Source organism: Streptantibioticus cattleyicolor NRRL 8057 = DSM 46488, from assembly GCF_000240165.1.
Classification (GTDB): Bacteria; Actinomycetota; Actinomycetes; order Streptomycetales; family Streptomycetaceae; genus Streptantibioticus; species Streptantibioticus cattleyicolor.
In genome coordinates, this window is sequence record NC_017585.1 from 1,137,708 (window position 1) to 1,156,517 (window position 18,810).

20 protein-coding genes and 1 pseudogene are annotated in these 18,810 nt (G+C 73.6%); 7 read left to right on the forward strand and 14 right to left on the reverse strand.

Annotation, left to right across the window (positions count from 1 at the left end; genetic code table 11):
• Positions 1 to 21: 21 nt before the first annotated feature.
• From SCATT_RS32735 to SCATT_RS40045, 7 genes and pseudogenes are all read right to left on the reverse strand, one after another.
• Positions 22 to 1,194 (reverse strand): annotated as a pseudogene (locus SCATT_RS32735) (winged helix DNA-binding domain-containing protein).
• A 37-nt stretch (positions 1,195 to 1,231) separates the two neighbouring features.
• Positions 1,232 to 2,206, reverse strand: coding sequence for an alpha/beta fold hydrolase (locus SCATT_RS32740; RefSeq protein WP_042507724.1), 975 nt, complete (start codon positions 2,204 to 2,206; stop codon positions 1,232 to 1,234).
• A complete protein-coding gene (locus SCATT_RS32745) occupies positions 2,193 to 2,426 on the reverse strand; it encodes an acyl carrier protein (RefSeq protein ID WP_014151058.1) in 234 nt (77 codons plus the stop codon). Before SCATT_RS32745 ends, SCATT_RS32740 begins: the two co-directional genes overlap by 14 nt.
• Before the next feature lie 26 nt (positions 2,427 to 2,452).
• Positions 2,453 to 3,460 (reverse strand): beta-ketoacyl-ACP synthase 3, encoded by a 1,008-nt coding sequence (locus tag SCATT_RS32750; protein ID WP_014151057.1) that lies wholly within the window; start codon positions 3,458 to 3,460, stop codon positions 2,453 to 2,455.
• 177 nt (positions 3,461 to 3,637) lie between these two features.
• Positions 3,638 to 4,381, reverse strand: coding sequence for an SDR family NAD(P)-dependent oxidoreductase (locus SCATT_RS32755; RefSeq protein WP_014151056.1), 744 nt, complete (start codon positions 4,379 to 4,381; stop codon positions 3,638 to 3,640).
• Between the two features lie 113 nt (positions 4,382 to 4,494).
• Positions 4,495 to 5,016, reverse strand: coding sequence for a CGNR zinc finger domain-containing protein (locus SCATT_RS32760; protein ID WP_014151055.1), 522 nt, complete (start codon positions 5,014 to 5,016; stop codon positions 4,495 to 4,497).
• Between the two features lie 7 nt (positions 5,017 to 5,023).
• A complete protein-coding gene (locus tag SCATT_RS40045; protein WP_231904899.1) occupies positions 5,024 to 5,179 on the reverse strand; it encodes a hypothetical protein in 156 nt (51 codons plus the stop codon).
• Positions 5,180 to 5,445: 266 nt separating this feature from the next.
• Here SCATT_RS40045 and SCATT_RS40050 point away from each other — a divergent pair, with 266 nt between their 5' ends.
• Together SCATT_RS40050 and SCATT_RS40055 are read left to right on the forward strand one after the other, a co-directional pair.
• Entirely contained in the window at positions 5,446 to 5,859 is a 414-nt protein-coding gene (locus SCATT_RS40050) for an MFS transporter (RefSeq protein WP_014151054.1), read from the forward strand.
• Positions 5,826 to 6,413, forward strand: coding sequence for an MFS transporter (locus tag SCATT_RS40055; RefSeq protein ID WP_065762360.1), 588 nt, complete (start codon positions 5,826 to 5,828; stop codon positions 6,411 to 6,413). Before SCATT_RS40050 ends, SCATT_RS40055 begins: the two co-directional genes overlap by 34 nt.
• Before the next feature lie 159 nt (positions 6,414 to 6,572).
• Here the strand turns inward: SCATT_RS40055 and SCATT_RS32770 are convergent, their stop codons facing one another.
• The 5 genes from SCATT_RS32770 to SCATT_RS32790 all read right to left on the reverse strand — a co-directional run bounded on the left by SCATT_RS32770 (position 6,573) and on the right by SCATT_RS32790 (position 10,723).
• A complete protein-coding gene (locus tag SCATT_RS32770; RefSeq protein WP_014151052.1) occupies positions 6,573 to 7,136 on the reverse strand; it encodes a hypothetical protein in 564 nt (187 codons plus the stop codon).
• A gap of 71 nt (positions 7,137 to 7,207) precedes the next feature.
• Positions 7,208 to 7,768 carry a hypothetical protein gene (locus SCATT_RS32775; RefSeq protein WP_014151051.1) on the reverse strand — a complete coding sequence of 187 codons (561 nt, stop codon included), beginning with the start codon at positions 7,766 to 7,768 and terminating at the stop codon, positions 7,208 to 7,210.
• A 113-nt stretch (positions 7,769 to 7,881) separates the two neighbouring features.
• Positions 7,882 to 8,913, reverse strand: a complete 1,032-nt coding sequence (locus tag SCATT_RS32780; RefSeq protein WP_014151050.1) for a phytoene/squalene synthase family protein — start codon at positions 8,911 to 8,913, stop codon at positions 7,882 to 7,884.
• A complete protein-coding gene (locus tag SCATT_RS32785) occupies positions 8,910 to 9,725 on the reverse strand; it encodes a class I SAM-dependent DNA methyltransferase (RefSeq protein WP_014151049.1) in 816 nt (271 codons plus the stop codon). The genes SCATT_RS32780 and SCATT_RS32785 overlap by 4 nt, the downstream gene beginning before the upstream one ends.
• Positions 9,726 to 9,856: 131 nt before the next feature.
• Positions 9,857 to 10,723 carry a neprosin family prolyl endopeptidase gene (locus SCATT_RS32790; RefSeq protein ID WP_014151048.1) on the reverse strand — a complete coding sequence of 289 codons (867 nt, stop codon included), beginning with the start codon at positions 10,721 to 10,723 and terminating at the stop codon, positions 9,857 to 9,859.
• Positions 10,724 to 10,940: 217 nt separating this feature from the next.
• Between SCATT_RS32790 and SCATT_RS32795 the strand changes: the two genes are divergently transcribed.
• On the forward strand, positions 10,941 to 12,299 hold the full coding sequence (locus tag SCATT_RS32795; RefSeq protein WP_014151047.1) for a helix-turn-helix domain-containing protein: 1,359 nt from the start codon (positions 10,941 to 10,943) through the stop codon (positions 12,297 to 12,299).
• 31 nt (positions 12,300 to 12,330) lie between these two features.
• On the opposite strand, the gene SCATT_RS32800 is transcribed toward SCATT_RS32795, so the two are convergent.
• Positions 12,331 to 12,888, reverse strand: a complete 558-nt coding sequence (locus SCATT_RS32800) for a quercetin 2,3-dioxygenase (RefSeq protein ID WP_014151046.1) — start codon at positions 12,886 to 12,888, stop codon at positions 12,331 to 12,333.
• Positions 12,889 to 13,021: 133 nt separating this feature from the next.
• On the opposite strand from SCATT_RS32800, the gene SCATT_RS32805 reads away from it, so the two are divergent.
• Both SCATT_RS32805 and SCATT_RS32810 read left to right on the forward strand, forming a co-directional pair.
• Positions 13,022 to 13,465, forward strand: coding sequence for a MarR family winged helix-turn-helix transcriptional regulator (locus SCATT_RS32805; RefSeq protein ID WP_014151045.1), 444 nt, complete (start codon positions 13,022 to 13,024; stop codon positions 13,463 to 13,465).
• 99 nt (positions 13,466 to 13,564) lie between these two features.
• Positions 13,565 to 14,389, forward strand: coding sequence for a M55 family metallopeptidase (locus SCATT_RS32810; protein ID WP_014626995.1), 825 nt, complete (start codon positions 13,565 to 13,567; stop codon positions 14,387 to 14,389).
• Positions 14,390 to 14,426: 37 nt separating this feature from the next.
• Here the strand turns inward: SCATT_RS32810 and SCATT_RS32815 are convergent, their stop codons facing one another.
• Complete coding sequence (locus SCATT_RS32815; RefSeq protein ID WP_014151043.1) at positions 14,427 to 15,971, reverse strand: glycoside hydrolase family 3 protein; 1,545 nt, start codon at positions 15,969 to 15,971, stop codon at positions 14,427 to 14,429.
• 473 nt (positions 15,972 to 16,444) lie between these two features.
• Between SCATT_RS32815 and SCATT_RS32820 the strand changes: the two genes are divergently transcribed.
• Together SCATT_RS32820 and SCATT_RS32825 are read left to right on the forward strand one after the other, a co-directional pair.
• A complete protein-coding gene (locus SCATT_RS32820) occupies positions 16,445 to 17,512 on the forward strand; it encodes a phytanoyl-CoA dioxygenase family protein (RefSeq protein ID WP_014626997.1) in 1,068 nt (355 codons plus the stop codon).
• Positions 17,494 to 18,810 carry a DUF6271 family protein gene (locus SCATT_RS32825; RefSeq protein ID WP_014151041.1) on the forward strand — a complete coding sequence of 439 codons (1,317 nt, stop codon included), beginning with the start codon at positions 17,494 to 17,496 and terminating at the stop codon, positions 18,808 to 18,810. Before SCATT_RS32820 ends, SCATT_RS32825 begins: the two co-directional genes overlap by 19 nt.

The window sequence follows — 18,810 nt, forward strand, 5'->3', positions numbered from 1 at the left end:
CCCGGGGATCCGTGGTGTGCCTCAGCCGCTCAGCCGACGCTCCAGGGGCGTGCGGAACCGCGGGGTGACCCGTACCCCGTCCAGCCAGCCGGCGAGGCGTCCGGCCTCGGCCTCGATCAGGGCGACCGCCTCGGGGCCGGGGTCGGACAGCAGCTCCCGGACGACCTCCCCGTCGGCGCGCTGGGCCCAGCCGCCGACGATCCGCCCGTTTCACCACACGGTGGGGCCGATGTTGCCCGCCCGGTCGAAGAGGTGGGGTATGTGACCGGGGTCGAGGTACCAGTCGCGCTCGCGCCAGCCCATCGCCGTCGGGTCGAGCCCGGGGAGCAGCGCGGCCCACGCCTCGCCGGCCTCCTCCGGACCCTCGTCGCCGGGCAGGACGTACCCGGTGCCGCCGGTCAGCTCCACCTCCACCGCCGCGACGTCCGCGAGCGCCGCCCGGACGTCCCGCAGCGACCACCCCGTCCACCACTTCACGTCCGCCTCGCTCCCCGGGCCGAACGCGCCCAGCCAGCGGCGCACCACCTCCGCCCTGGCCTCCCGCACGGGTACGTCGGGGAGCTGCGGTATCGGGGCCCAGGGGTACAGGCTGCTGGTCCACGAGCCACGCGGCCGGCCCCGGCGCACGTGCCCGTCCGAGGCGAGCAGCCGCAGCAGCCGGCTCCCCACGCTCTGCCGGGCCTCGTAGGGCTTGCCGGGCGACCTCAGGATCGTCTCGCGCAGCGCGGGGACGTGCTCGGACAGCTCGGCGGTGGTGGCCTCACCGTGCCGGGCGAGCGCCTGGAGCACCTCGCGCTCGGCCTCCACCAGCCGCCGCTCGTCCCAGCCGGTCGCGCCCTCGCGCAAGTGCTTGAGGAGCTGGGCGCGTTCACGTGCCGCGACGGCGCGGGCGGTGGAGGAGGCGACGTACGGCGCGAAGCCCGCGGTGACCGCGAACAGCGTGCGCCGCATCGACAACAGCTTGACCAGTGACACCTCCTCGTACAGCGCCCGGTCGACCTCGGCGGCGTCCGGCCGGGCGAGCCGGGCGCAGGCCGACAGGTAGACCGTCGCCGGATCCGTCGCGTGCAGCGCCACCACCGCGTCCGCGACCGACCCGACGTCCGGCGCCCGCCACGAGGGCGCCAGCAGATGACGCCGCGCGAGCCGGGCGCGGCGCTGCTCGTGGTCGAGCCGAGGAAGGTGAACGGTCATGACGGCGACGATACGGCAGGGGTACGACAACCCCCGCTCACCTGCGGCCGGTCGCCCCGAGGCGCTCGATCGCAGTGCAGTACCCCGGCGTCCGCGCGAGGTCGTCGGTGAAGAAACGGCGCAGCAGATCGGTGCACTCGGCGCGGCGCTCCAGCAGGGCCAGGTGCCAGCTGTCGCGGACCGTGGTGAACGTCGCGTCGGCGAAGGCGGCGGTGAAGGCGCGGACGCGTTCCGGGGTGGCCAGCGTGTCGCCGGCCCCGGTGAACAGCAGGGTGGGCACGGCCAGGGGGGCGCCGTCCGCCGGGCCGGTGATCCATGAACCACGGTGCTCGTAGGCGTACTTGAGGCGTTCGAGGTTGGCGAGGTACTGCCGCGTCCTGTCCGCGGACAAGGTGGTGAACTGGCGGTGCACGAGCAACTGGACGGCGGCGGACGCGTCGGTGCGCGTGATGCCGGTGGTGCGGGTGAGGACGTCGGCGGCCCGGCGGGCGAAGGCGTCCCAGGCGCCGTCCTGGAGGAGCCGCGCCATCTCCCGTATCTCGGCGGCGTCCTCGGCCTGTTCCGGTTCCGGCTCGCCCATCCCGGCCAGGGCGAGCCGTGCCACGCGGCCGGGGAAGGCGCACGCCAACTGGTAGGCGATCAGGGCCCCGTAGGAGTAACCGAGCACGTTCACCGAGGGCATCGCCAGGCGGTCGAGCGCGTGCCGCAGCGCGTCGGCGTGGAAGTCGAGGCCGTGGTGGACCGGGAGTGGATCGGCGTCGCCGAGCCCGGGGACGTCGATGGCGACCGTGGTGGCCCAGGTGGCGAAGTCCATCTCGTGGAGGCGCCAGGCGTCCTTGCTCTGCAGCGCCCCGCCGAGGACGAGCAACGGTTCGGTCCGCGCCTCCGCACACGGGCTCACCCGGGCCGCGTAGCGGTATCCCCGGTACCCGAACTCCACCACGTGGGGCTCGGCGGGCGCCGGACGGGGCGGGGCGCCGGGGCCCGGGGCGGCGGCGTCAGGCGGAGGCATGGTGCTTGCGCTCGATGGCCCGCGCCAGTTCGGCGAGCGTGTCCGCCCCGAGCAGGTCGCCGACCTCCACGTGGACCCCCGGGTCCTTCCGCAGGACGAGGGAGAGCTCCACCATGAACAGCGAGTCCAGGCCCAGCGCCCGCACCGGGGCGTCCGGCCGGATCAGCTCCGGCTTGACCCGGAACCGGCTGGTGAGGATGGACGTGAGGATGTCGTACATGACGCCTCCCGGTGTGCCGGTGGTGGTCAGGTGGGACGATCCAGGCGGGGCCAGACCAAGGTGGTGGCACCCCAGGCGAGCCCGCCGCCGAACGCGGTGAGCAGGACGCGCTGCCCCGGCGCGAGGCCGCCGTCCCGGTGGGCGTGGTCGAGCAGCAACGGGACGGACGCCGCCGAGGTGTTGCCCACGTCTTCGATGTTGGTGAGGATCCGGTCCGCCGCGATGCCGAGCTGCTCCCCGAGCATGGTGATGATCCGCGCGTTGGCCTGGTGCGGCACCACGCGGTCCACCTCGTCCGCCTTCCAGCCGGCCGCGTCGAGGGCCTGGCGGGAGGCGGCCTCCATGCACTCCACCGCCCGGGCGAACACCTCACGTCCCCGCATCCGCAGATACCGCTCGGACGTCGCCCCGGTGGCGCCGACGGCCTCCTCGCACCCGCCGCCGGGCACGGTGATCAGGTCCCGGCCCCGGCCGTCGGCGCCGAGCACCGTGGGCCCCAGCGCCCCGGGCTCGCCCTCCCGTCCCGCCCGCAGGACGACGGCGCCGGCCCCGTCACCGAAGAGCGGGAAGACACCGGGGTCGGAGGGGTCCCGCAACGGCGACATCACATCGGCCCCGATCACCAGCACGCTGTCCGCGGTACCGGCCGCGATCAGCCCCTGCGCGGTGCCCAGCGCGTAGACGAAGCCCGCGCACACCGCCTGCACGTCCAGCGCCGCGGCCCCCGCCAGCCCCAGCCGGGCCGCGACCGCCGGCGCGGTGCCCGGGCACGGGCGGTCCGGTGACGTGGTGGCCACCACCACCGCCGAGACGGAGTCGGCGCGCGCCGACGCCAGCGCCGCGCGGCCGGCCGCCACGGCGAGGTCGCCGGTGGTGACCCCGGGGTCCACCACGTGCCGGGAGCGGATGCCGGTACGGGTGTGGATCCACCGCGCGGTCCCGCCGATGTGAGCCGCGACCTCCTCGCTGGTCACCTCGCGTGCCGGAAGCCGTGAACCGACGCCCGCCAGTACCGATGTCCGCACGGCGATCACGTCCCTTCCGCGGTGGGGTCACCGGCCTGCCAGGGGCCGCCGACGTGCCGTGGTCCCTGCCGACGCTACCGCCCCGCGTTCCCGGGCGCGGCAGGCCACCGGCCATCCGGGTGCCGCCGCGCCCGCCCGTACCGTCCACGGCCCGGGCACCGCCACCCGGTGGACTCCTGCGGCGGGTCAGGCGGCGAAACCGCCGTCCACGGCGATCTCGGCACCGGTGACGTACCGGCCGCCCTCCCCGGCGAGGTGGGCCACCATGGCGGCGACGTCCCACGGCAGGCCGTAGCGGCCCAGGGCGGTGAGCGCGCGCTGCGGGTCGGCCGCGGGGCCGTCCGCCGGGTTGAGGTCGGTGTCGATCGGCCCGGGGGTGATCAGGTTGACGGTGACGCCACGGGGACCCAGTTCGCGGGCGAGGGAACGGGTCAGCCCGGTCAACGCCGCCTTGCTGGTGCCGTAGAGCACGCTGCCGGGGAAGGCCGCCCGCTCCGCGACACAGCTGCCGATGGTGACGATCCGTCCGCCCTCCGCCATGTGCGCCGCCGCCTCCTGGCACGCGACGAACGGCGCCCGGACGTTGACGTGCAGCACGCGGTCGATGTCCTGCGGCGTCATCTCGGCCAGCGGGCCGAGCACGCCGATGCCGGCGTTGTTGACCAGGACGTCGAGGCGCCCGGCGTCACCAACCGTGCGGCGCACCGCGTCCCGTACCGCCTCCGGGTCCGCCGCGTCGGCCCGTACGGCCCAGCCGCGGCGGCCCAGCGCCTTGACGCGGTCGACCACCTCGGCCGCGCGGTCTCCGGAGTCGCGGTAGGTCACCGCCACGTCGGCGCCGTCCTCGGCGAGGCGCAGCGCGACGCCCTCGCCGATCCCCCGGCTGCCGCCGGTCACCAGTGCCACCTTGCCGTACAACTGCCCGGTCATGTCGTTCTCCGTCTCACGTTCCCGGATGGGTTGACGACTCGATCATGGTCGGGCCGGGGCGTGGGGTCCGGCGGCATTCGGACGCCGCGTTCGAGGGCGCCGTCGGCCCGGTGTCAGCCGGCGTTCCGGCGGCGGTGGCGGCGGACGGCGTCGCGGTTGGCGCAGGCGCGGGAGCAGTAGCGCTGCCGGCCGCCACGGCTGAAGTCGACGAAGGCCAGGCGGCATTCGTCCAGCGCGCAGCGGCCGAGCCGGTCCATGCCGAGCTGGGTGAGGTGTTGTGCGGCGGCCACGCCGGTCACGGCACGCAGCACGGCGGCGAGGCCGACGCCGTCGTCGCGGTAGTGCAGATGCCAGCCGCAGCCGTCGTGGGTGGTGATCCGGGGGTAGGCGGCGGCCTCGGCGAGCAGTGCGTTGAGCAGCGCGACCCGGCGTTCCTCGGTGTCCGCGTCGACGATCTCGGCCCAGCGGTCGCCGAGACGGCGGATCTCCGCGAGGTCGGCGGGGCCCGCCGGGATGCCGGGGCCCAGGCCGGCTGTCACGCAGCGGTGGCGCAGATCGTCCAGTCCGGTCGGCGGGCGGTTGGTGATGTCGGTCACCAGACGCAGGATCGCGGGGTAGTAATGGCTCTCAGGCACAAGGGCATTACAGCATCGTGCGGTGCATGGCCGACGCCTCGTACCCCGACCGTCCCGACACCACCGCCGCGACGAACGGTTCCGGCCCCGCCGCCGAACCCCCGCCCGTCTCCTGGCGTCCGCTGACCGCCGCCTGCGTGGGCACCTTCCTGCTGCTGCTCAACACCACGATCGTCACCGTGGCCCTGCCCGCGATCGGCGCCGACCTCGGCGGCGGGACCGGTGCCCGGCAGAGGATCGTGGACGTGTTCACCGTCGCCCTCGCCGGACTGCTGCTCGGCATGGGCTCGATCAGCGACAACCTGGGCCGCAAACGCGTCCACCTGGCCGGGCTGACCGTCTTCAGCCTGGCCACCCTCGCCTGCGGGCTCACCGGTTCGGTGGGCACGCTGATCACCGCGCGCCGTGCAGGGGGCGGCGGGTGCCGCGATGTTCGCCACCATCCTGCCGCTGGTCGGACTCACCTACCACGGCCGGGCCCGGGCGCGCGCGTTCGCCGTCTGGGGAACGGTGGCCGGCGCCTCCGGGGCCGTGGGCACCCTCTCCGGCGGCCTCCTCGCCCAACTCCTCGGCTGGCGCTGGATCTTCCTCGCGCCGCTGCCGGTCTGCGTGGCCGCCGTCGTCCTCGCCGTCACCTCACTGACCGACGGCGCCCGCACCGGCACCCGCGTCGACCCCGCCGGGATCGGCACCTTCACACTCGCCGCCACCGCGCTCACCTACGCCGTGATCAACGGGGCGACCGCGGCTGGACCGCGCCCGGAACGCTCGTCGCCGCCCTGGTCGCCGTCCTCGCCGTCGCCGGGTTCGTGGCCGCCGAACGGCTCGGCCCGCAGCCGATGATGCCGCCACGGCTCTTCGCCCGGCGCGGTCTCGTCGGCGTGCTGGTCGTCGCCTTCGGCTACTACTTCGCGTCGTTCGGCGCGTTACCGGTGCTGTCGCTGTGGTTGCAGGGCACAACGGGGCTAGGACCGTTGGGCACCTCACTGGTGCTGACCGTCCAGGTGGTGTCGTTCTTCGTGGCGTCGGCGCTGGTCAGCGAAGGGCTGCACGGCGCGGCCCCGGCCCGGGTGCTCGGCGGGGCGACCGTCGTGATCGGTTCGGGCTGCGCGGCCGGTCTGCTGCTCCCCGCCTGGCCCGGGTGGCCGGCGCTCCTGCCGGCGCTGGTGATCACCGGCTTCGGCGCCGGCATCGTCTCCCCGGTGCTCCCCGCCGTGGCCATCGCCGCCGTCCCGCCCGAGTACGGCACCGCCGGCGCCGCCGCCAACAGCTCCCGCCAACTCGGCCTCGCCCTCGGCATCGCAGCCTGCGGCACCCTCTACGGCGCCCAATCCCCAGGCTCCACCGGCAGGTTGGTGACCGCGCTGCTGTGCTGCGCCGTGGTGGCGGTGGGGTGAGGGGTGGCGGCGGTGGCGTTGTCGCGGCGCGAGGGGGTGTGATCCGCGCCGGGGGCGCGGGTGGGTGGCGCGGCCCGTACGGCGCCGCCGGCGGGGGCTCGGTGCCGCGGCGGGTGCGGTGTCGCCGGGTGCTTCGGGCCGGGCCGCCGGGGGCTGCGGTCAGGCGCTGAGGAGGCGGTTGAAGAAGGTCCGGTAGCGTTGGAGGGCGACGCGGAGGTCTTCGGTCGGGACCTGGGCGCCGCTGTGCCACTGGTGTTCCAGTTGTTGTTTGTGTTCGGCGAAGGACGCGGCGAGAGCTTGCATCACTTCGGCGACGAGTGCGTCGGCTTGGTGGACGGAGTCCTCGGGGCGGTCGACGAATCCGCTCTGGATCTCCTGCCAGCGGTTGCGGAAGTCCTCGCCGGCGTCGCCGAGCAGGGACTCCTCCGTCGTCCCGGGGCGGTCGGTGTCGGTGTCCTTGTCCGCGTCGCTGACCGTGGTGCCGCCGACAGGTTCGGCTGCCGTGGGTCCCTCCTCGGCGCCGGCCTGGGGTTCGGCCTCGGGTTCCGGTTCCGGCTCGGGTTCCGTCTCCGTCTCCGTCTCCGTCTTCGTACCGGTGTCGATCGCCTCGCCGGGGAACTGCGGGGCGTCGGGCGGGGTGGGCGGTTCGCCCGCGGTGGTGCCGGCCAGGTCCTCCGTGGAGAGGTCGCCCGTGCCGGGCTGGTCGGGTCGCGTGTTGCGCATCGGTGTTCACCTCCGTGCGGCGGGGCGGCTGGTGGCGTCCCGCCGGATGGCCTGGCTCGGGACCGGCCCGTTCAGGACCGGTCGCCGGAGGGGCGCTCCTGTCCGTCCTCCAGGAGGTCGTCGAAGAGGGCGCGGTAGTGCACCATGGCGCCGCGCAGTTCCTCGGTGGTCGCCTGGTGGCGGACGGCTCGTTCGTCGACCGCGTGGGCGGCCCGGTAGTGCTCCAGGGTGCGGGCGTGCCGCACCGACAGGTCGCGGGCCTGCTGCTGGAACCCGCCGGTGGGGTAGCCGCGCTCGCCCATCAGCGAGGTGACCAGCCGGTCGGCCTCCCGCACGGTCTCCTCGGGCCGGTCGACGAAGTGCTCCTGCACCCGCGTCCAGTCCTCGGCGTAACGCTGCCGGGTGCTCGGCGGCAGCGGCTTGATCTCCATTTCCTCGTGGCGCGTCTCGCGTTCCCGTAGCTCGCGCTCGGCCGCCAGACGGCTGCCGTCCTCGGCGACCGCGCGGTCGTACTCCGGGCCGAAACGTTCCCGCAGCCGGCGCCGTCTGGCCAGCATCCAGACCACCACCGCCAGCGCGGCCAGGACGACCACGACCGGCACGATGATGGCGACAAGGGTCCCTGCCGACATCGGGTCCACCACCTCGGCTGTTCGGCCCCCGCGAGCGCTGCTACCCCCGCGCCCCTCCGTCAAACCACCTTGAATCCGGCATTTCGTTCCGAGTTCCGGAGAGGGCGGGAGGATCAGGTCAACCGGGTGACGGCGGCGGGCGGCGCCCAGAGCGGACGCAGCAGACCGTGGGCGTAGGCGGCGCCGGTGCGGGCGGTGGCCAGCGCGGCCCGGCCGGTCGCCAGGGCCGGGGACGCCGGGCGCGGCACCTCGTATCCGCCGCGCACCAGGTCGTGGAGGGCGTCGCGGGCCAGCGCGTGGTAGCGGTGGGCGAACTGCCGCGAGGCGGGGTGCAGCAGCCGCCACCAGCCGTCGGAGGCGGCCAGCAGTTGGTGGACGCGGACGGCCTGGTGGCGGATGAGCAGCCGCACCGGCTCGCTCGGGCGCCCGGTGCTGGCGGCCGTCGCCAGCGCGCTGCGGGTGACGCCGTACCGGCCGAGGTCCTCCTGCGGCAGGTAGACCCGGCCCAGCCGCAGGTCTTCGCCGATGTCGCCGATGAAGTGCAGCAGGTAGATCCCGTGGCTGAGGGCGACCACCATGCGGCGGGAGTGCTCGGCCGGGGCGGCCGGCTGCAACAGGGTGTTGATCCACACCGCCGGTTCCCCGCTGACGTCCCGCATGTAGGCGTGCAGATCCTGGTACGTCGGGTAGGCCGTCACCCGCAGATCGCCGCGGATCGTGCGCAGGAACCGGGAGACCGACTCGGCCGGGATCCGCCAGACGCGGGTGAAGTGCGCGAACGCCACGGCGATCAGGGCACCCGGCGGCTCCTCGCCGTCGCCCGGGGACGGGGACGGGGACGGCACGTACGGGGGCGCCGTCCCGTCGGGCGCGGCCTCCATCAACCCCGTCAGGTACGCCGCGAACGCGTCGAACCGGCGCTCCCGCTCCGCCACCTCCACCGTCGGGTCGTCGAGCAGGTCGTCGGTGTGCCGGCAGAAGGCGAGGAGGGCGTCGTAGTAGGGGCGTTTGCCGGGCGGCAGCAGGCACCGGGTGGTGGGGAAGGCGGCGGGGTTGCGCCCGCGCAGCCGGTCGGCGCACGCCTGGTAGGCGCGGGCCAGCCGTGGGTCGGTGAGGCCGGCCGCGCCGAGTTCGTGACGCTTCACCCGTGCTCCCCCGCGGCGGGTGCGGCGGGGAGGGCCAGCGTCCAGGTCTCGTAGAGGGTTTCCGGGCCGGCCCGGTGCGGCCCGTAGTTGTCGTGGACGGCGACGTCCGTGAAGCCGGCCCGGTCGGCCGCGCGGCGGACGGCCTCCTGGGGCACCGGATACATGCGGTGCACCTCGCGCGTCTTGACGTACGTCTGGCCCGGGGCGTCCGGCCGGCGCAGGAACTGCACGTAGGTGAGGTCGAAGTGGGCCCTGGAGGGCGGGGTCTCGAAGGTCCACAGATAGGAGACGTCCTCCAGCTCGGCGCCCTGCACCCGGGGCGCGGCCGGGTCGAAGGAGCGCTCCAGGAGGGTGGTGCTCAGCAGGTCGAAGACGAAGGTGCCGCCGGGGGCGAGGACGCGTGCCACGGCGGCCAGCGTCTCGGTCAGCGCCGTCTCGTCGGGCAGGTAGTTGAGGCCGGCCGCCGCGCTGATCACGGCGTCGAACCCGGGGCGCAGCGGGATGCTCGGCAACTGCGCCTGCACCAGCGGGACGTCGGGCCCGAGGCGCCGGGCGGCCTGCTCCAGCATGGCCGCCGAGCGGTCGAGCCCGGTGACGGCGTAGCCGCGCCCGGCCAGCTCGGCGAGGGTCAGCCCGGTGCCGCAGCAGACCTCCAGCACCGTGCGGACCGGGCGCGGCCGTCCGCCCCAGTATTCCGCCAGGAAGTCGGCGATCCTGCCGCGCGGGCACTCACCGCGCTCGGTGACCACCCAGTCGACCAGCCGGTCGTAGGCGGGTGCGAGATGGGCGTAGGGCTCGGTGGTGGTGGTCATCGGTACGGCTCCCCCGTCGTGTGTTGATCAACTCACGCCGGTCATCCCCCGCCCGTCGTCCCGTCAGACCCGTCCCACCGCACCTGCACTCGAAAGAAGTAACGGATGCGAGCCGGCGCCGGAAGTCCCGGTCAGCCGCCGGTCACCGGGGCGGGCGGGGCCGCGGGGCAGCGGCCGGAGCCGGGGCCGCCCAGGCGGAAGGAGGTCGCGGTGGCCCGGCCGTAACCGTAGGCGTCCGGGCTGGACGCGCTCACCGTGAACGCGGGCCGGTCGGCGGACCCGAAGAGCCGGTAGCCGGCGATCCAGGAGGCACCGGGGGAGGCGCCGGGGACGCCGTTGCCCATGTCGGTGCAGGACGGCAGGTCGTCGGCGTCCGCGGCCACCTCGCCGAAGGCGGTGACGACCTGGGCCCTGGGGTAGCCGCCGTTCCACAGGGCGCCGGGGAAGTAGCCGACCGCGTGGTGGTCGTAGAAGATCCACCAGTCGCCGCCGAGGTTGCGGATGGCGAACCGCGCGGCGTGGCCGGCCCGCAGCGGCATGCCCGCCGTGACCGTCCGGGAGACCGGGACGAAGCCGCAGCCGTTGTAGCAGGAGGTCTGCCCGTCGACCCAGTGGTAGACGAAGAGGTGGGGGCGGTCGTCGCCGTTGAGCCCGCGGTCCACCGTCCAGCCGACCTCGACGGTGGACTTGCGGGCGGTGTCCTGGAGGGAGAGTTCCTGGAGCGAGTGCTCGTCGTCCCTGGCCGGGTCGACCTCGGGGGCGGCGATGGCCATGCGTATCTCGGCGCCCGTGGTGTCGGTGGTCTGGCGGCCGTAGACGTAGTCGTAGCAGGCTCCGTACCAGCAGGTGGGCCCGGTCGCGGCGGCGGTACGGGCGGCGGGCGGCACGGTGGGCGCCACGGCGGACGGCGTGGCGGCTCCGGCGGCCGGGGCGCACAGCGACGCGAGCGCGGAGGTGAGGACGGCGGCGAGGGCGAGGCGTTTGCGCAAGGGTGCCATGGATGCTCCGGGAGGTGGCGGACGGCGGGGCGCGGTGACGGCCGGGGACGCGGGGGCCGGCGACTTAAGTCGGCGAATAAGAACGGTTACGCGATCAGTTAAGTTAGGGGCCCGGGTCCGCCCCCGCAAGGGTCCGGTACGGATCCGTACGGACCCGCAGGGCAAGCACGCAACGGGCACGCGGCCGTCAGCGCCGCTCCGGGACGGGAAGGTGCCGATGTCGAACGCCGGTCACGGTGCGGACCTCCAGGTCGGCGACGCCAAGGAGGTCGGCGAGCGGATCCAACGGCTGCGTAACGCCAGGAAGTTGACGCAACGTCAGCTCGCCGAGCCGAAGTACACCGCCGCCTACGTCTCCACCCTGGAGGCTGGCAAGGCACGCGCCTCCGAGACCGCGCTGCGCTACTTCGCCGAGAAGCTGGACACCACCTACGAGCAACTGGCCAGCGGCGTCCCCGCCACCCTCCGCACCGAACTGCGCGAGGGGCTCGCCGAGGCCGGACGCCTGATGGACGCGGGCGAGGAGACCGGACCGCTGCTCACCGCCCTTATCGCCCGCGCCCGGCGGCACGGTGTGGCCGACCTGGAGTCCGAACTGCGGGTCGCCCTCGGCAACGGGCTGGTGCGGCGCGGCGCCCTGGCCGAGGCGCAGGAGGAGTTCGAGCGGGCACAGCGTCTGCTCGCCGACGCACCGCTGCCCGAGCGGGTACGGGCGGTACGCGGTCTCGCCACCGTCCACCAACTGCGCGGTGACGTGCGGTACGCGTGCTATCTGCTGGAGAAGACCATCGACGAACTCAACGCCGAGGGGCTGCCCGACCCCGCGGCGTTGCTGCTGCTGTACGCCACCGTCATCACCCCGTACATGGACCTGGGCGCCTACGAGCGCGCCGCGAAGGCCGCCTCGCTCGCCCTCGGGCTGGCGCCCTCGGTGCCCGATCCGGTGGCGGTGGCCGGGCTGCACCGTTCGGTGGCGCGCACCCTGGCCGCGCGCGGCCGGTACGCCGAGGCCGAAACGCACCTGGTCAAGGCGGAGGAGCTGTACCAGCGCCGGGAGATCCGCACCGAGCTGGCCCAGTGCCACTGGATGCGCGGCTATCTGCACACCCAGCACGGGCGGCTCGCCGAGGCCGAGGACGAGTTGCGTACCGCCCGGGAGATGCTGCGCGCGGTCGGCGCGGAGTTCTACGCCGTCCAGGTCGAGGTGGAGCTCGCCGACGTCCGCCGGCGCCGCGGTCGCCCCGCCGAGGCCGAGGAGGTGCTGCGCGGACTGCTGGCCGGACTCGGCCCCGGCAACGGTGCCGTCCACGCCGCCGCCGCGCACCGGCTGCTCGGCCTGATCCACGAGGAACGCGGCGAGGACGCCGCCGCCGAGGCGCACTACCGGGCCGCCATCCCGCTCCAGGAGGAGGCCGAGGTCACCGGCGACCTGGCGGACACCGCACGCCTCCTGGGCGACCTGCTGCACCGGCACGGCCGCACCGAGGAGGCGGTCGTCGTCTACCGCCGCGGCCTGACCCGGCTGGCCCGCCCCGGCACCACCACGCTGGGCCCGCCGCTGCCCGACCGCGCGTGACGCGCCCCCGGGCTGCCGGGCGCAGCCGCGTTCACCCGGTGCGCCACCGGTGGTCGGGGAGGAAGCGCACGTCGTAACGGCCGGGCACGGTACGGAACTTCTCCGGGGCGGGGACGACGGGTTCGGACGGCAGGCCGAGTTCACCGGTGGGGGCGCCGAGGTTCTCGAAGAAGCGCTCGAAGGTCCCGCCGGGTCCGGCGGCGACGCCGACGACCTGGGTGTGGTGGCGTTCCATGCGGTAGGCGTGCGGGCAGTTCTTCGGCACGAAGCCGAAGTCACCGGCGGTGAGCAGCTTTTCCCGCTGTTCGCCCGCGGTGTCCTCGACGAACAGCCGGACCGCGCCCTGGGTGACGTAGAACACCTCGTAGGTCTCCGGGTGCAGATGGGCCGGGATGATGTCGCCCTTGGGGCCTTCGCAGGTGAAGAAGTTGAAGGTGTTCTCGGTCTGCTCGCCGCCCGCGTAGATGGTGATCAGGTCGCCGAAGAGGTGGGCGCGGTCGCCCTCGCCCTTCTCGACGAAGTAGGGCCTGCCCGGCTCGGCGGGGATGCGCGAGGCGCTGCGGTAACGGGTGGCGTACTCGAAGGTCATGGCACTCCCAGCGGAACGGAGGTATGTTATGTCAGGCAGCCTGACATAACAGTGCGGCGGACGGCAAGACGGCGCGCGTACCCGTAGGCTGACCGGCGTACGTCCGCCGTACCCCGTCCCTCGTGAGGAGCCCATGCACACCGGCCGCAACCTTCCGCAACTGCTCGGCGAGGCCCGCAGGTGGTTCGAGGACGCGCTGGTGGCGGCCATGGAGCGGGCGGGCACCCCGCCGGTCTCCCCGACCCAGCTCCAGCTCTTCGCGGAGCTGGACGAGGCCGGCACCACCGTCTCCGAGCTGGCCCGGCGGATGGCGGTCACCCGGCAGACCGCCCACCAGGCCGTGCACAGCCTGGTCGCCGCCGGGCTGCTGGAACAGGTGGCGCACCCCGCCTCGGCCCGGCAACGGCTCATCCGCCGCACCGAGCGCGGCGCGGACGCGCACCGGCAGGCGCTCGCCGTCCTGCGGCGGCTGGAGGACGAACTCGCCGCCCGCATCGGCCGCCGGACGCTCGACGCGCTGCGCACCGCGCTGGAGACCCCGTGGGGCGACCCGCCCGTGGTGGCGCCCCCGGCGTGACCCCGCGCGGCGCCGATGCCCCCTGGTCACCGGCCCGATCCCGGCGTACGGTGACGATCACCGCGCCCGGCGCGCGGCAGAGCACCCTTGGAGCGTGGCGTGAAAATCTTCCTCTCGTCCGACATGGAGGGCACCGCGGGGGTCGTCGACTGGTCGCAGTGCAGGCCCTCGGAGCCCGAATACGCCTACTACCGCGGCCTGTTGCAGGAGGAGGTCAACGCCGCGATCGAGGGCGCCATGGCCGGCGGGGCCTCCGCCTTCCTGGTCAACGACTCCCACTCGACCATGGCCAACCTGCGCCCCGACGCCCTGGCCGGCCGGGCCCGTTACCTCTCCGGACGCCACAAGCCGCTGTACATGATGGAGGGGCTGGACGCCTCGTTCGACGGTGTCTTCTTCGTCTCGTACCACGGCTCGATGTCGGGCGCTCCGGCCACGCTCTCGCACACCTACAACCCGCTGGCCATCGCCGAGGTGCGGCTCAACGGGGTGACGGCGGGGGAGAGCGGCATCAACGCGCTGGTGGCGCTGGGGCACGGGGTGCCGGTGGTGCTCATCACCGGTGACGACACCACGGCCGCCGAGATCGAGCCGTTCTGCCCCGGGATCCACCGCGCCGTGGTCAAGACGTCCATCTCCCGGTTCGCCGCCGACAGCCTCCACCCCGAGCAGGCCCGCGAACTGATCCGGGACGCCGCCCGCGAGGCGGTGCGTGCCCTGCCGGACGCCGCCCCGCCGCGCATCACGCTCCCCGCCACGCTCACCGTACGGTTCCGCAACCCCGACCTCGCCGACATGGCGACGTGGATCACCGGGGTGACCCGGATCGACCCGGTGACCGTGGAGCTCACCGACGCCGACCCGGTCCGCCTCTACCGGCGGTTCGTCACCGTGGTCGTGCTCACCCGGGGCATCGCGGAGTGACCGCGAGGTAGCCCGGCACCGGGCGCCCGGCCGGCGGTCACACGGGCTCGGCGGTCCGCGCCGGCACCGTGTGTCCCGCGCCCGCCAGGATCTCCGCGGCGGCCACCCCGGACGCCGCGGTGGCACCGCAGGTGTCGATGCGCACCGCGCCCGGGTGCGGTGCGCCGGGCAGGCCCATCTCCACCACGATGGCGTCGGGGCGGGCGGTGGCCAGGGTGCCCAGGGCGCGCTCCATCCACGCGTGCCGGGAGGCGTCCCGCACCACGACGACCAGCGGGCGTCCCGAGGCGGGCGCCAGCGCGTGCGCGTCCAGGAACCCGGCGTCGGCCGCCAGCTGCCGCTGGTGCACCCGGACGAAGGTGGTTCCGGGGAGCCGTTCGCGCAGCGGGACGGCCACGCCCCACGGGGTCTCCTTGCCGATGGCGAGGTTGGTGGCGGGCACCAGTTCCACCACGTGCGGCGCGGTGGTCAGCGGCAGGACGTCGTGGACGGGGCCGGTCAGCCGCACGGCGCGGCGGGCCGCGGTGAAACCGATGTCGCCGCCGACCGGGTCCACGGGTACGGACCGGCCCAGCCCCGTCGACCAGGCGGCGAAGGCACGCAGGCGTCCGGCCGCCTCGGCGAGGCGTTCCTCGGCCAGGTCGCCGCGGACCACGGCAGCCGCCAGCGCCTCGGCGAGGAGTTCGGTGGTGCCCTGGTCGGCGCTCTCGCCGCCCACGCAGATGGCGTCGGCGCCGGCCGCGATGGCGCGGACCGTGGCCCCGTCGATGCCGTAGCGGTCGGCGACCGCGCCCATCTCGATGCCGTCGGTGACGATCAGGCCGTCGAAGCCCAGTTCCTTGCGGAGCAGTTCTTCCAGGACGCTGCTGCTCAAGGTGGCCGGCAGGTCGCGGTCGTAGGCGGGCACCAGGAGGTGGGCGCTCATCACCGCGCGCACCCCCGCCTGGAGCGCGGCGCGGAACGGGGGCAGCGCCCGCGCGGCGATCTCCTCGGCGTCGGCCTCGTACCGCGGCAGTCCGTGGTGGGAGTCGACGGCGGTGTCACCGTGGCCGGGGAAGTGCTTGGCGCAGGCGGCCACGCCGGCCGACTGGAGGCCGCGGATCCAGGCGGCGGCGTGCCGGGAGACCAGTTCCGTGCCGGTGCCGAACGACCGCACGCCGATGACCGGGTTGTCGGGGTTGGAGTTGACGTCGACACTGGGCGCGTAGTCCAGGCTGACCCCGGCGGCGTGGAGTTCGCGGCCGAGGTCGCGGGCGACGGACTCGGTGAGTTCGACGTCGTCCACGGCGCCGAGGGCGAAGTTGCCGGGGCGGGTGGAGCCGGTCCAGGACTCGATGCGGGTGACGTCGCCGGCCTCCTCGTCGATCGCGATGACCAACTCGGGGTTCTCGGCGCGCAGTCGGGCGGTGAGCCGGGCCACCTGCTCGGGGGTGGCGATGTTGCGGGCGAAGAGGACGACCGAGCCGAGGCCCTCACCGATCGCGCGCAGCACCCAGTCCGGCGCCTCGGTGCCCTCGAAGCCCGGCTGGAGGACGGAGAGCGCCAGGCGCCGCAACTCGCTGCTGTGGTTACTGGAGGACATCGACTGGGCCTTCCGCGATGGTGCCGACACGCCGATCGCACCGGGGGCAATTGGTATGGACCAACGGTGGCCCACCCCGATCTGACGTGTCAAGGGGAGCGTCCGCCTTCCGGACGGCGCGCAGTCGTTGTCGTAACCATGCCAATCACTCGAAGTGCCGTATCCGTCACCGCGTCGCGACGTCCCGGGTTTCTCCCCAAATCAATGGTTGACAGGGCAAGTTGGTCTAGTCCACCTTAGTGGCGAGAGTTGAGCGGGGGATGGTTGTGGCGAATCCCCTTGGCGGATGCGTGAGTCGGCCGCCGTGCGCCTTGAGTTCACCGCGGCGGTGACGACCCCGTGACGATCCCGAGCGGCGCGGCGCGCGCCGAAGGCAGCCCGGTGCGGACCGCACCGGTGTACCCGACACCCACCGCCGCCGGAGAACGGTCCGTCCGGACAGCCACGGTAATCGCGAGCCTTGGAGCGTTTTCATGCCGACATCGGACCGCTACCTGTACCGAGCCCCATCTGACATTCCGTATTTCAGCGCGGACGGCGAGAGCTACCTGGCGCAGACACCACTGCGGGACCTGAGGAAAACCCGGCCGCTGCGCGTGCTCTCCGAAGCCGACTTCGACTTCTGGCAGACCTACGGTTACGTGGTGGTGAAGGAAGCCATCCCGGCCGACGCGGCCCGGCGTCTGCTCGACTTCGCCTGGGACTTCCAGGGCCTCGACCCCGAGCGCCCGGAGACCTGGTACGAGGAGCGCCCCTACCGCTCCGACCTCGACCGCGAACTGCACATCTACGGCTTCGTGGAGGCCTACCACCACCAGCTGATCTGGGACAGCAGGCAGAACCGGCGGGTCTACGACGCCTTCGTCGACGTCTGGGACTGCGAAGAACTCTGGGTCACCCTCGACCGGCTCAACCTCAACCCGCCCAACATCCGCAACCGCGACCGCGCGCTCATCGCCCCCACCGACAAGGGGTTCGACATCGAACTCCACTGGGACGTCGACACCTCGCTCAGCGTCCCGCCGCAACGGGTGCAGGGAATCATCGCCCTCAACGACACCACCCCGGAGTGCGGCGGGTTCCAGTGTTCCCCCGAACTCTTCCGCCGGTTCGACCGCTGGCGGGTGGAACAGCCCGCCGGCCGCGACCCCATCCGCCCCGACGTCGACCGCGCCGAATTCCCCGTCGTCCGCCCCGAACTCGCCGCCGGCGACCTGCTCATCTGGAACGGACTGCTCGCCCACGGAGTCGCCCGCAACACCTCACGCGACGGGGTGCGGGCCGTGCAGTACCTGTCCATGATGCCCGCCCTGGAATCCCACGGGAAACTGCGGAACTCCCGGGTCGAATCCTGGCGCGACCTCAGCACACCGGACTGGAACGCCACCCTCCTCGGCGACGCCGTCACACCCGAATCACTCCGCTACGCCACCGCCGAACTCGACGAACTCGGCGCCCGGCTGCTGGGGCTGAAGTCCTGGCACGGCAAGCAGGAATCCGACCAGACCTCCGGGGACCGGGAATGCGTAAAGTCTGCCTGACCCTTCCCACCAACCGCCCCTGCGCCGAGACCATATCCGCGGTGGGCGACGAAGCAGCCTACGCCGCCGGGCACTTCGACGCCGAGGTGTACCTGCTGATCCTCGACTCCTCCGACCCGGACACCTTCGCCCGGCACGCGGAAGCCGCGCGGCGGGTGCGGGAGACCCGTCCGGTCACCGTGCACCACCTGGACGAGGCAGCCCAGCGCGGCTTCCTCCAGCGGGTGATCGACCACGCCGGAGCCGTCAAACCCGACCTCGTGCTCGACCTCATGCTCCCGGCCGGCGTCTCCTACGGTGCCTGCACCAACCGCGCCTTCCTGATCGCCGCCGCCCTCGGCTGCGACTCCGTCCACCGCCGCGACTCCGACAGCCGCTACCAGTACCTCGACGGGGAGCCCCTCTACCCCGTCCACCACGAGCTGACCTCCCTCGGGCTGCGGGCCGGCGAGGCGGCGACCCGGGTGGACGCCAACACCCTGGCGGAACGCCACGCCGGCAAGCCGGTGACCATGGTGGGCAGCTCCTTCGTGGGCGAACTCTCCGTCGACATCGGCGAGATCCACGCCATCGACCCCGGCATCTACCACGACATCGTCAGCCTCTGGGCCCCCGCCGACTGGTCCGGCGAACGCAAGCGCCGCCTCGTCGAGGAGTCGTTCAAGGGCGCGGGCAGCGAGCCGTTCACCGCCGACCACGCGGTGCTGACCGTGGTCGACCCCATGCGGGTGGACATGTGCAACATCAGTTTCCACCGGGTGCACGAACAGGTGCCGCTGCCACCGGCCACCGACACCATCGGCAGCGACTACTTCCTCATCCACCTCGTCCACGACGCCGCACTCCCCGGCGTCCTGCACAACCGCAACATCGTCAACTTCCACACCCCGGAACGCAAGACCGGCCAGGGGTTCACCGGCTACCAGCTGCGCCTGGTCAAGTTCTTCCTGTCGATGCTCTACTTCAACGCCGTCTACGCCAGGATGGCCGAAGCCGGCGAAGCGCTGCTGGACGAGGAGAACCGGATACGGACCCGGCTCGTCGCCGGCTTCGTCCGGGACGCCACCGCGCTCGACACCACCGAGAACGTCAAACGCCTGCGCAGCCTGGACCGTTCCTACCGCGCGCTCGGCGGACGGTACGCCGCCTTCGCCGACCTGCTGGCCTCCCGCACCGACCAACTGCTGGACGAGGCACAGGCGGACACCGAGGACTTCGCGTTCCTCATCGAGGCGTGGGAACCCCTGGTACGGGCGAGCAGGGCCGTCGGCTTCCCCGTACCGCACCGGGACCGCTGA